Raw genomic sequence first — 12,836 nt, 5'->3', positions numbered from 1 at the left:
AACTGACATGTTGAACAGACGTCAATTACTCGGAGCCGGCGCGGCAGGCGCAACGCTGGTCTCTTCAAAAGCCTGGGGTCAAACCCTGAACATGGGCCTACCCGAAGCCGCGCAGATGGACAGTGCGGCAACGGCGATTACGGCGCGTCCGTCGTCGGGGCCGGACTACACACCTGTGGTCACGCTGAACGGGTGGACCCTGCCGCACCGGATGAACAACGGGGTCAAGGAATTTCACCTCGTCGCCGAACCGGTAGAGCGCGAACTTGCCGACGGCATGATCGCGCATTTGTGGGGTTACAACGGCCAGTCCACCGGCCCAACGATCGAAGCAGTCGAAGGCGACCGGGTCCGCATCTACGTCACCAACAAGCTGCCGGAAGGCACGACAGTGCACTGGCACGGGCTCATCCTGCCTTCGGGCATGGATGGGGTCTCCGGGTTGAGTCATCCCAGCATCCCGCCAGGCAAAACGTTCATCTACGAGTTCGACTTGGTGAAATCAGGAACCTTCATGTATCACCCCCATGGCGACGAAATGGCGCAGATGGCGATGGGGATGATGGGCATGTTCGTGGTCCACCCCAAGGATCCCACGTTCATGCCGGTGGATCGCGATTTTCTGATCATGCTGAATGCCTTTGACATCGATCCCGGCACATATGTGCCGCGCATCATGACGATGACGGACTTCAACCTGTGGACGTGGAACAGTCGGATCTTCCCCGACATCGATCCGCTGGTCGTGAACAAGGGCGACAAGGTGCGAGTACGCGTCGGCAACCTCACGATGACAAACCACCCGATCCACATGCACGGCTATGACTTCAAGGTCACCTGCACGGATGGTGGCTGGGTGCCGTCAGAAGCGCAATGGCCGGAGGTCAGCATCGACATCCCCGTGGGCGGGATGCGCGCCTATGAGTTCGTCGCAGACCATCTGGGTGACTGGGCGCTTCACTGCCACAAGTCGCACCACACGATGAATGCCATGGGTCACGATGTGCCGACGTTCATCGGGGTCAACAAGAAGCCGCTGACCCAGAAGATCCGTCAGTTCCAGCCGGAATACATGCCCATGGGCATGTCCGGCATGGGGGACATGGCGAAAATGGAAATGCCGCTGCCTGACAATACGATCCCGATGATGACGGGTTGGGGGCCCTACGGCCCCATCGAGATGGGCGGCATGTTTTCGGTCGTAAAGGTGCGGGACGGCATCGACGCGGACGATTACTCCGATCCCGGCTGGTACGAAAATCCTCCGGGCGAGATGGCCTACGAATGGACTGGCGAATTGCCCGAGTTCGCCTCGAACAACAGTCCCAAGACCATTCTCACACCAAAACCAAACTCGAAGGGCTGAACGGCCCTTCGTCGACTCCAACCAAACCAAACCTACAGGAAAACCAAATGAAAAAACTTCTTCTGAGCACCTCTCTCGTCCTTTTCGCTTCAACGGGGGCTTTCGCTGACGTTGGTCATGCCAAAATGGCCATCGGTATGCCCGGCCATACGGCAAAAGTCGACCGGACGATTGATGTAACCCTGCTTGAAAACGACGAAGGCGAAATGCTGATCGAGAGTGAGGAGATGACCATCAAGCAGGGTGAAACCATACGCTTCAACATCACGAACAAGGGTGAGCTGGAACACGAGTTTGTTCTCGACACGCTGGAAAATAACGCCGAGCACAAGATCGAAATGGCCAAGATGGACATGGAACACGACGACCCGAACCGTATCCGTCTTGATCCGGGTGCCACGGGCGAGGTCGTCTGGACGTTCGCGAATGCTGGTACGTTCGAAGCCGCGTGCCTGATCCCGGGTCACTACGAATCCGGCATGCACCGTGCGGTCTCGGTGGGGGACCAGATGGCTCAGGCTGACGTGGAATACACGAGCGGGACCATAAAGAAGATCGACGCCAAGGCCGGCAAGGTCACAATCATCCACGGCCCTCTGGTCAACCTCGATATGCCCGCGATGACGATGGTATTCCGCGCGGACGAAGCGATAATGGCCAAGATGGCAGAAGGTCAGGACATCGAGTTTGTTGCCGACCGGGTCAAGGGCAAGCTTACTGTCACGCAGATGAAGTGAAGACTGACCTTGGGGCCGAGGCGTACATGCCCGGCCCCAACGCTTTGAGGCAATTAAATCAAGCGCTACGGAGGTAGCCGAGCATTATGAATTTCCTGATAACCTGCACATGCGCCCTTGCGCTCGTCGTTCCGGCTTTCTCAGTGAACGCTTCCAGTGGCAAAGGTCAGCAACCTCATGCAGCAATACACGTTTTGCTGAAATAGAAGTATCGTCCAGCTTCACGTTCAATACGCGGATCGTCTAAAGCCTCAATCGCCGTAGTCTGAGCGCGTTCGCGATGACCGAGACCGACGAGAGGCTCATTGCGGCGGCGGCGAACATGGGCGACATCAACAGCCCGAATACCGGGTAGAGCACGCCCGCAGCTAAGGGCACACCGAGCGTGTTGTAGGCAAAGGCCCAGAACAGGTTCTGGCGTATGTTACCGATCGTCGCCACGGCCAGCGTCCGTGCCTTGACGATACCGTTCAGATCGCCGCTCAAGAGAGTGATGCCCGCGCTTTCAACCGCCACGTCCGCACCCGTGCCCATGGCCAGGCCGACGTCCGCTGCGGCCAGAGCCGGTGCATCGTTGACACCATCGCCGGCCATGGCGACCTTTTTGCCATTCGCGTGCAGCTCGTCCACCAGCGCCTTCTTGTCTTCCGGCAGAACTCCAGCCCGGACCTCGTCGATGCCGAGGAGCTGCGCCACGGCCCTTGCAGTGCGTTCGTTATCCCCCGTAGCCATGATTATCCGCAGGCCCGCCTCGTGCAGTTCCTTGATGACCTCGGCCGTCGTTTCCTTGATCGGGTCGGCGACGGCGACGATGCCGGACAGTTTTCCTTCTATGGCCACGAACATGGCCGTCTTGCCTTCGCTGCGCAGAACGTCTGCCGCCTCCTCTGCTGCGGAGGTGTCGAGGGACATGTCGCGCATCATCGCGGTGTTACCAAGCGCGACGGCGTGGCCCGAGACGGTTCCGCTCACACCCTTGCCGGTCACGGCTTCGAAGTTCTCGGCATTGCCGACTTTGATACCTCTCTCTTTCGCGCCTTCGACGATGGCCTCTGCCAGCGGGTGCTCAGAGCCTTTTTCCAAGGCAGCCGCGAGGCTCAGAATGGTTTCTTCGGTCTCGTCGCCCAGAGCGTTCACATCGGTCAGCTTCGGCTTGCCTTCGGTCAGGGTGCCGGTCTTATCGACGATCAGCGTATCGACCTTGGCCATGCGTTCCAGCGCTTCGGCATCCTTGATCAGGACACCCGCCTGTGCACCGCGCCCTGCAGCCGTCGTGATCGAGATCGGCGTCGCAAGGCCCAATGCACAGGGGCAGGCGATGATCAGCACTGACACCGCCGAGGCGATGGCAAAGACGAGCGCAGGTTCGGGCCCGAAGCCGAGCCAAGCGGCGAAGGAAAGGATGGCGACCACGACAACGGTCGGCACGAAATAGGAAGAAACCTTGTCCGCAAGCCCCTGGATCGGTGCGCGGGATCGCCGCGCGTTCGCGACCATCTCGACGATCTGGCTCAGCATCGTGTCGGCACCTACACGAGCGGCTTCTATGACAAGGGAGCCGTTCTTATTGATTGTGCCGCCGGTGACCGTATCGCCCGGACCTTTTTCGACCGGCAACGGCTCGCCAGTGATCATGCTCTCGTCGATGGATGACGTGCCGTCGACGACCTTGGCATCGACGGGGACCGCGTCGCCGGGGCGCACCCGCAACCGGTCGCCCTCCACAATGTTTTCCAGCGGCGCGTCATATTCCGTGCCGTCGGGCAGGATGCGCCGCGCCGTTTTCGGGGCCAGATCGAGCAGTGCCCGGATGGCATCGCCGGTCCGTTCCCGCGCCCGCAATTCCAAAACCTGTCCGACGAAAATCAGAGTGATGATAACGACGGCGGCTTCAAAATAGGTGCCGACTCCCGCGCCCATCCGGTAAGCCTCCGGAAACACGCCCGGAAGGAATGTGGCGACCAGCGAATAGATGTAGGCCGCGCCGACACCAAGCGCGATCAGCGTCCACATGTTGGGCGAGCGGTTCACGATCGACGCCCATCCCCGCACGAAAAACGGCTTCGCTGCCCACAACACGATAGGCGTCGCCAGCAGGAACTCGATGTATGTCGCCAGCCGATGTCCGATCAAGTCCCGGACCGGCAAACCGACCAGCTCTCCCATAGTCAGGATAACCAGAGGAACGGCTGCGGCGGCACTGATCCACATCCGGCGGGTAAAGTCGGTCAGTTCTTCGCTGGGTTCATCCGACGGCACCATCGGTTCAAGCGCCATGCCGCAGATCGGACAGGCGCCGGGCTCGTCACGAACTATCTCGGGGTGCATTGGGCAGGTGTACTGAGTTCCGGCTTTCGGGGTCATGCTGTGATCCGATGCCGTACCTGAGGCATAGTAGATCGGATCGGCCTCGAACCTGGTCTGGCACTTATCGGAGCAGAAGTAGAAGGTTTCACCGTCATAATCCGCCTGACGGGCCTGCGGAGACATAGTGACGGACATGCCGCAAACTGGATCCTTGGCCTGATCGGATGACCGCTCTCGCGGGTGCGGTTCTGTTACCTGTATCATGCTCTAGCCCTCCAAAATGATGCCAATTCCTAAGATGGGGCTTCCAGCAACTGGAAGGTCAAGCTTGGATTGCTGATTAGCGAAGGAAAGCTGATTGATACTGCCAATATATTACATAATAAACATTATGCGCCTTTATACTTAGTGTTGTGATAGTATATTATCGTATGTATGCTGGACTCCTCTCACGGAGGTTCCGCAGCATGCACTATCTGATCAAGAAGCTCCTCCCCTCGGTCGCAGTCGCTTTAACCGTGACTGGTCTTTCGCTACCGATGTCCGCCCGAGCGCAGACATATCCGATCGATTGCGCGATCCTCTTGTGTCTTTCTGGCGGTTGGCCCGCTTCCGTCCCTTGCGCCCGAGCCCGAGCCGAATTCATTCGACGAATTACGCCTTGGCCGGTGGAACCGCCGCTTCAAATCTGGCGCTGTCCCATGGGCGCGTCCTATGAGAGCGATCGGCTATCAAACAACGCTGGCCGCATCTTTGAAGCCTTGTACCAGGCGGACAGCCGTCGACCGCTCCAATCCTTGCCAGTCGACGATCTCGTTCCCACCGACCAGGCACTCCGGTTCGTTCAGGATCGCGCGGACATCGATATCAGCGGACCTGAGTTCAACTTCGTGCGGTCCATCCGCGTCTTTGATGTTCGCTATGCACGGCAGCATGAATCCGGTCGTGACGGTGACTGCGACCGAAGCGCGACCGTGGTTCTCGGCACCTTTGGGACTCAAGGCGATTTCTCATGGCAGCGATCTTCCATTACTGCCCTGCCCGAGGCGCATGTGGGACTTGAACGTTGGGGCCAGAATTGCCCGGGTATCTATCACCGATCTGTCTTCGTCGATTGGCGTGACTATGAGGGCAACTACGGCTTCGAACAGGTGAACTACTAACTTTGACAAAGACAACGGTGCCATCAAACTGCAGAAATTTGAGCGAGCTGAGTTGCTCAAATACCGGCCCTTCGCTGCTGTCGATGCCAAAGTCCGGAGAGCGGACGAAGCTGCCATTCTACCTAACTCATCGAATGTCCGCTATGCTCGGTTTGGTGTCAGTGTCACTCTGACAAATTATGGAAGAACGCCAAAAGCTGTTCGCGCCCACCAAATCGGTCAAACTCGTCGCAACGCCAAGTTGCTTGGGAAATATCGCCTTATACCTCTTCTATATCAGCAACTACCCAGAGTGCCGAGGCTCTCCGCGCAAAACTCCCTCGCAGCTCCGATAGCTACCAAAAACTCCGAGACGTCGCGACCGAAATCGGGGCCTTGGTCTGCCAGGCGGCACCGAAGAACATCGGACTGAACCCAGTGAATTTTGCCTTTGATCCGCGCCTTGGTCCCCACCTCGGCAATCCGATCGCAACCCAATCGTTTACCGATAAGGGCTTCGCTCGCACGTTCGGGATTAGCCAGAACACCCCAGATCCGGGCTACGTCGCGCGGTCCGGTTGTGAATGCTTCAGGTGTTTTTGCGTGAAAGTCGTTAGACGGCGATTGGGAAATGTGCATGCGACCCAAATCGTCGAAGCTCTGGACTTCCAGGAACATTGCGGGCGTTGGGATCATGACTTCGGCTTTGGCTGCTAGGTGGGGCGTTGTGCAGAAGATCACTAAACCCAGAAAAAGGAACGTTGGTCCTCGCTTCATATCGGTCCCTTCACGCTAACATGTCGCCGCACGTACTCTGCTGCAACTTCTTCTGCAAGAGTCCCCGACCAATCTCTAGTGAAAATCCATATCGCCCGCCAAAGTCTAATCGGTACTCAAAAAGGGGGTCGGTTCAGCAGAGCTATTTGGCTGCTACCTTACATCGAAAATGCGTCGAAGCTGACGTTCTTGCAACAAGCAGCACTGTGCAATTTGGGCTCTTTAGACCCATTCGCTGCATTTTGAACGAAGTTCCGCTTTGAATCGAGGCAGGTCCGTGCCCTGCCACACGAAACATTCTAGTTCCTTGGGGTTCGCGCAAGCGAGTTACGCCACTGCGTCACGTCAGGGCGAAGGCGCAGCCTTGCCCCTCGGGCAACCTCATCCTCGTTCGCCGCCTGCTCTCGCAAATCAGAACTGATTTTCGGAAACGGAAGTCAGATCAACGTAACAGGTTGTCTAGCCCCCTTTTTCGGGACCACTAATTTTGCTGTTCTCTAATAAGGTTTCTGGCACCGGAGGGCGCATACCTAATGCATGATGGGGCCTGATCCGATTGTATTGCTTGAGCCAAACATTGATCGCGACCTGCGCCTGTCTTGTGCTGTGGAACCACTCTGCATTCAGAACCTCCCGTCTTAATGTTCCGTTGAAGCGTTCATTGTATCCGTTCTCCCAGGGGCTCCCAGGGTAGATCTGCATCGGCTGGATGCCGAATTTTTTCAACCATCCCTGCAGATGCTCGGCTATGAACTCCGGGCCGTTGTCAGAACGTATGAACTCAGGCTTTCCATGCTTCATGAGAAGCCTGTGCAACGCATCAAGAACATCGTTTGCGTTCATTCTGGGGCGCACCGCCACGCAGAGCGCCTCGCGGGTATACTCATCCAGTACCGTCAGCATCTTATAGCTGCGCCCATTGCTGAGCTTGTCATGAACAAAGTCTATCGCCCAGATGTGGTTCTGGTGTGTGGGGCGTAGCCTGATGATGGAGCTGTCTTTGTGATAAAGCCGCCGCTTCTTCTTGTGTCGTTGGGGGAGCTGCAGGCCTTCTTCGCCCCATAAACGTTCGACCTTCTTGTGATTTACCCGCCAGCCTTCCATTCGCAATAGTGCGGTGACCTTCCTGTAACCGTATCGCCCATACTTAAGTAGATGGATGACCACTTAGCGGACGAAGCTGACTTTAACTCCGCGAAGATCAATGGCCGCATTTAATGGGGGCATATTTAGAGAAAGCACCTCGGGTGGGAACTGGGCCTCCGAGTCGAAAGTCACTTTCCCTTTTGGTCCATTTAAAGTCCCCACTTCGGGGAACCATTTCAATCGGCAGGACTTCATCCCAACGACAGAACAGCCCAAGAATTTGAAAAAGGAGGGCGTCAAAATTTCTTGGCGCAATGAGCCCCACTGGCAGTGAAGGTTAGGACAGTAGTCGACAAACCGAGACCAGCGCGTCTTAATGATGCTGTAGGGAGAGCAAAATGACACCAAAGGCATCGCATGCTGATATTGTGATGGAGGCAACGCAGTCGACATCGGCTGCGGCAAAGTCGCGGGTTGCTGCGAGTTGGCACCGTTCTGTCATTAAGCATGGACTGGACCCTGATGAGCATCGGGCACCTGACCGAATAGAGCAAAAAAGTCTGCAATTCAGGATGGAGACGCTCGAAAAATTCATGACCGTCGCGAGCCCGCGTTTGGACGCGCTTTTCTCTCTGGTCGGGCAATCGGGTTGCGCGGTTTTCCTGACCGATACAGATGGCATCATCCTAGATCAACGTCTCTCTGATGCTGACGCTATGGCATTTGAAGGTTGGGGCCTCACAACCGGTGCCGACTGGAGTGAAGAGAAAGAAGGCACGAACGGCATTGGGACCTGTCTGACCGAGCAACGTCATGTAATCATTCATCAAGACGAGCATTTCTATACGCGCAACACAGGCATGAGTTGCATCGACGCGCCGATCTACGGCAGCAACGGTCAACTTGTGGCGGCGCTTGATTTATCATCCGCGCGTGCAGATCAAACGGAGGCCTTCAATCGCCTGATCGCGGCCCAAGTGGCCCAAACCGCACGCGCGATTGAAGCCGCGAATTTCAGGGCCGCCTTTTCATCCGCGCGGATCATTGTGGCCGAGAGCGACAACGCCGAGGCCTCAACGCTACTTGCCATTGACGAAAGTGATTTGGTGATAGGGGCCACCCGCGAGGCCCGCCGTGTCTTTGGGCTGCAACGGACGGGTGATTTAGTCGCGCGCCCTGCAACAGACATACTGGGACGTGAAGATGGCCCTACAGGATTTGAGAAGGCCGAAAAGGCCGCTGTGATTCGTGCGTTGGCACGGGCCGGAAACAACGTATCGCAGGCCGCGCGCCAGCTTGGGATCGGTCGTGCGACGCTTTATCGGCGGATGAAGCGGCTTGGACTTGAAGATAGTTAGGGGAAACTGTCTCATTGGTGAGACACCTTTAATCCCGCGACACCTTCCTGCCACAAGACGTGGCGCACGACGCAAGTCACACTCTTTGTAATCCGGGAGGAGAAGCCGGATAACAATGGAGGATTTCAAATGAACGATATGACCCACACCGAGGCAGGCACATATGTGTCGCCGTTTAAGCTGCGCTACGACAACTATATCGGCGGCGCGTTTGTGCCACCCGTCAATGGCAAATACTTCGAAAACGTGACGCCCATTACCGGTGGCTTGATCAACGAATGCGCCCGCTCTGACGCGGCGGATATTGAGCTCGCACTTGATGCAGCCCACGCTGCCAAAGACGCTTGGGGCAAAACATCTGCCACGCATCGCGCGAATATTTTGCTTAAAATTGCGGACCGGATCGAAGAGAACCTAGAACTCTTGGCCACTGCCGAAACATGGGACAACGGCAAGCCGATCCGCGAAACGATGAACGCAGACGTGCCACTTTGCGCCGACCACTTCCGCTATTTTGCAGGTGTTTTGCGCGCGCAAGAAGGCAACATGAGCGAGATCGACAACGACACCGTCGCCTATCACTACCACGAGCCCTTGGGCGTTGTCGGCCAGATCATTCCTTGGAACTTTTCTTTGCTGATGGCGGCATGGAAACTGGCCCCTGCTTTGGCTGCGGGCAACTGCGTCGTAATGAAACCAGCCGAACAAACGCCTGCCGCGATCATGGTCTTTGCAGAACTAATCAACGATTTGTTGCCAGCCGGCACATTAAATATCGTCAACGGCTTTGGCGGAGAAGTCGGCGCAGCACTTGCCAGTTCCTCGCGCATTGCAAAAATCGCCTTCACTGGGTCCACCGTCACGGGACGCAAAATCATGGAAGCGGCGACCAAGAACCTGATCCCCGTCACGCTTGAACTGGGTGGCAAGTCGCCAAACATCTTCTTTTCTGACGTGATGGCAAAGGATGATGCGTTCTTGGACAAGGCCGTCGAAGGCTTCGTTCTGTTCGCCTTCAACCAAGGCGAAGTCTGCACCTGCCCTTCACGTGCGCTGATCCAAGAGGACATCTACGAAGAGTTCATCGCGCGCTGCATCAAACGCGTCGCTGCGATCAAGCACGGCGACCCTCGCGACCCCGAGACCATGGTCGGTGCACAAGTCAGCAAGGCCCAACACGACAAGATCATGGGCTATTTCACGATCGGTCGCGAAGAAGGCGCCGAAGTGCTGGCTGGTGGTGGTTCAGCGCGGTTCAACGGTGAATTGTCAGGCGGGAACTACATCCAACCGACGATCCTCAAGGGTCACAACAAGATGCGGGTTTTCCAAGAGGAAATTTTTGGGCCCGTCGTGTCGGTAACGACGTTCAAGGATGAAGCCGAAGCTTTGGAAATCGCGAACGACACGATGTATGGCCTCGGCGCTGGCGTTTGGTCGCGTGACATGAACACCTGCTACCGCTTTGGGCGTGCCATCGAGGCTGGCCGCGTGTGGGTGAACAACTATCACGCCTATCCAGCCCACGCAGCGTTTGGCGGCTATAAGCAATCGGGCATTGGCCGTGAAAACCACAAGATGATGCTGGACCACTACCAGCAAACCAAGAACTTGTTGGTGAGTTATAGCCCCAATAAGTTGGGCTTCTTCTAAATACTTCGAAAGGCGGCCTTTGCAAATACATGCAAAGGCCGCATCGCAGACCTCGTCAGTTCAAGCTTTGTAGCTATTCCATGAATTCCAATTGAAAACCTTGCTCTGGCAGCGTGTCAGTCATTCAAGGTATTTCTGTTAACCTAATTGACCGCTCTACCTACCGATCGAGAAACGCTCTCAGAATTTAGTCTATTGCTCCGCTTTGGGCTGGAATTTCGGGGCACGATTTCCTTGTTTCCCTTATCAAGATTTAAGCCGCTCCTCAGGTGTTCGGTTCATTCGGCACATTTCATAACCTTTAACCTAGGTTCACTCGAAGTCGGAAATTGCAACTGCTACTTTCAGTTTTCCGATTGCGGACATTCGCGGCAATGCAGAAAATCGGTAAAGAGGGCTCGAACCGGACCTTAGCTGCGCGATGCGCCAACTTCCGCAACGCGGACTTAGTGTGAATTCGCTGCGGTTGCGCCAAGGTCCGCTGTTCGAATTATGCGCTAAAGTACCCGATTAAGAAATTCGATTTGCGTGCTTACGGCTTTCAAGAAGTTCGGACTATCCTCCCACAAAAGACCAAAGTGTCCGCCGTCGATAATGACTTTCTCTTTCGGTCCCCCAATCCTATCGAACACCGCGTCTTGTAGCTCTGAGTTGCAGTGGACCATTTCATCGTTCTTCCCGTTCATCATCAGGACTGGCATTTTGAGGTGAGGAGCCGTCACCAACGGGGAAAAAGGAACTGGCGTCTTGGGGATAACCCGCGTCGCCTTGTTTTCCCAACCGCTGCCATGCCGACCACCATACTCCAGAAACCATCGAAACGCTTGTGGCGGCGCAAGCAAGGAAGGGGCGTTAATCTGGTCGAGCGAGACAACAGGCATAGGACCAACTACATCCTCTGGTTCACCGCGCAAATCTGCGTTGTGAAACAGGTCGCGAAGGGTATCAAAGGCCGGGCCATCTGTCGGACCCTCAGGCCATGTTGCGCCGCAAACCGGTATTTGAGCCACGATGGCCAAAACATTTTCAATGAGAGCGCCTGCAACCAGTACAAGACCACCAGTATAGCTATCCCCCCAAAGAGCAACACGGTCCGCCTGCAGGTGCTCCCTCGCAAACGCCACGGCATCACGGTATCCGCGCGCCTGCACCCAAGGGTTTATCTCTTGTCTTGGTTCACCACCGCTTAGACCGAAATTCCTGTGATCATATAGGAGAACATCAAACCCAGCCTCAAAGATAGCTTCAGCATAGCAATCGATTGCCATCGTAATCGTGGCGCTGGTGCCGTGTGTCATGACAATTGTGGGTCTTGCGCTCCCCGCTGAGCGGTAATGCCTGCCTTGTAAAGTCGCGCCCTCCGACACAAATTCGATATCCCTGTACATGTGCCGTTCCCATCCGTGATTGATGGGAGCAATCAACCACCCAGATAAAAATTCCGCATGAGGCGAATGTCCCTGTAGCGCGCCATTGATGCGCAAATCCTTGGGGCCAAAGTCCTATCCTTCAGAAAGAACCTTCACGATCAATTCTGATCTGCTGCGCACACCGACTTTATCAAGTGCCACAGTGATCTGATTACGCACCGTTTTTTCGGATTTCCCTAGAACATTGGCAATTTCGTAGTTCCCCATTCCTTTGGCCACCAGTGCAACAACATCTTCTTCGGCATTGGTCAGATGGTAGGTGGCGTTGATTGGACGATGTGTTTTTGTCTCAGGCAAGAAAGTACGGAGTGTCGAGAGAAAAACCTCCCAAGCAGGTTCGGTTTCAAGCAAGATATGGTTTGCGCTATCAAGCGCAACAAACTGCGCGCCAGCAATGACGGCGGCCAGCTTGCGGCCTTCATCAAAGGGAATGCGTGCATCGTCGTTTGCATGAAAAATGAGGGTAGGCACATCGAGCTTTGCAGCATCAGCTAAGACATCAATCTTATGCAGGACCTCCAATGTGCGGAGTGCGATTTTTGGCGATGCGCTCTCTCTTTCAAGGCGTCGCCACCAACTATGCTGTTCTGGCGTACCAGATGGAACAAAGAGGTGGGTAAACACCTGATTGAAGGCCGGAACCTCTTTGCCCCATCCAAGATGGACCAAGTTTGCGAGGGTATCCGCCTCAAGTCGTGCATTTGGAGTGTCGCTACGAGCCAGCATGCCCTGAGCATAGGATCCAACCAGAATGAGCCGCTCCACCTTTTTGGGATGCCGCAAGGCGAATGCTATCGACAGTGCACACCCCTGTGACAGGCCCAGAAGCGTAACTGGTCCGTCAATGGCGTCTGCCACCGCTTCCAGATCGAACAACCAAGCATCTGACCTGCCCCATTTCTTAGGGCCAGTCGCAAGTCGAGTCTGTTCTCCTTTTGGTTGCCATCATTCGGCGGCGTGAGCAATGGGCGCAGGCGCGG

Annotated in this window: 9 protein-coding genes and 1 pseudogene; 5 read left to right on the top strand and 5 right to left on the bottom strand. The window is 55.9% G+C overall.

The window, feature by feature from the left end; genetic code table 11:
* Positions 1-7: 7 nt before the first annotated feature.
* Positions 8-1,366, top strand: coding sequence for a multicopper oxidase family protein (locus tag GGR17_RS17830; RefSeq protein ID WP_141102058.1), 1,359 nt, complete (start codon positions 8-10; stop codon positions 1,364-1,366).
* A 47-nt stretch (positions 1,367-1,413) separates the two neighbouring features.
* Entirely contained in the window at positions 1,414-2,103 is a 690-nt protein-coding gene (locus GGR17_RS17825; RefSeq protein ID WP_040618641.1) for a copper-binding protein, read from the top strand.
* A gap of 243 nt (positions 2,104-2,346) precedes the next feature.
* On the opposite strand, the gene GGR17_RS17820 is transcribed toward GGR17_RS17825, so the two are convergent.
* Entirely contained in the window at positions 2,347-4,605 is a 2,259-nt protein-coding gene (locus GGR17_RS17820; RefSeq protein WP_231035893.1) for a heavy metal translocating P-type ATPase, read from the bottom strand.
* A 272-nt stretch (positions 4,606-4,877) separates the two neighbouring features.
* Between GGR17_RS17820 and GGR17_RS17815 the strand changes: the two genes are divergently transcribed.
* Positions 4,878-5,573, top strand: coding sequence for a hypothetical protein (locus GGR17_RS17815; protein WP_235974537.1), 696 nt, complete (start codon positions 4,878-4,880; stop codon positions 5,571-5,573).
* A 276-nt stretch (positions 5,574-5,849) separates the two neighbouring features.
* Here the strand turns inward: GGR17_RS17815 and GGR17_RS17810 are convergent, their stop codons facing one another.
* Together GGR17_RS17810 and GGR17_RS17805 are read right to left on the bottom strand one after the other, a co-directional pair.
* Positions 5,850-6,329, bottom strand: a complete 480-nt coding sequence (locus tag GGR17_RS17810) for a hypothetical protein (protein ID WP_054540806.1) — start codon at positions 6,327-6,329, stop codon at positions 5,850-5,852.
* Between the two features lie 459 nt (positions 6,330-6,788).
* Positions 6,789-7,496, bottom strand: coding sequence for an IS3 family transposase (locus tag GGR17_RS17805; protein WP_054540807.1), 708 nt, complete (start codon positions 7,494-7,496; stop codon positions 6,789-6,791).
* Between the two features lie 317 nt (positions 7,497-7,813).
* On the opposite strand from GGR17_RS17805, the gene GGR17_RS17800 reads away from it, so the two are divergent.
* Both GGR17_RS17800 and adh read left to right on the top strand, forming a co-directional pair.
* Positions 7,814-8,773 (top strand): GAF domain-containing protein, encoded by a 960-nt coding sequence (locus GGR17_RS17800; protein WP_082386799.1) that lies wholly within the window; start codon positions 7,814-7,816, stop codon positions 8,771-8,773.
* Positions 8,774-8,902: 129 nt separating this feature from the next.
* Positions 8,903-10,426 carry an aldehyde dehydrogenase gene (gene adh / locus GGR17_RS17795; protein ID WP_054540808.1) on the top strand — a complete coding sequence of 508 codons (1,524 nt, stop codon included), beginning with the start codon at positions 8,903-8,905 and terminating at the stop codon, positions 10,424-10,426.
* A gap of 497 nt (positions 10,427-10,923) precedes the next feature.
* On the opposite strand, the gene GGR17_RS17790 is transcribed toward adh, so the two are convergent.
* Both GGR17_RS17790 and GGR17_RS17785 read right to left on the bottom strand, forming a co-directional pair.
* The gene (locus GGR17_RS17790) at positions 10,924-11,814 is read right to left on the bottom strand and encodes an alpha/beta hydrolase (protein ID WP_157445682.1); all 891 of its coding nucleotides are present in this window, start codon (positions 11,812-11,814) and stop codon (positions 10,924-10,926) included.
* Between the two features lie 114 nt (positions 11,815-11,928).
* Positions 11,929-12,735, bottom strand: a pseudogene (locus GGR17_RS17785) (alpha/beta fold hydrolase); the annotation flags it as partial.
* Between the last annotated feature and the right edge of the window lie 101 nt (positions 12,736-12,836).

Source organism: Actibacterium naphthalenivorans (assembly GCF_014196965.1).
In the GTDB taxonomy this organism is placed as follows: Bacteria; Pseudomonadota; Alphaproteobacteria; order Rhodobacterales; family Rhodobacteraceae; genus Actibacterium_A; species Actibacterium_A naphthalenivorans.
Note: the sequence above shows the minus strand (reverse complement) of the source record. Positions and strands in the feature narration are given on the sequence as shown.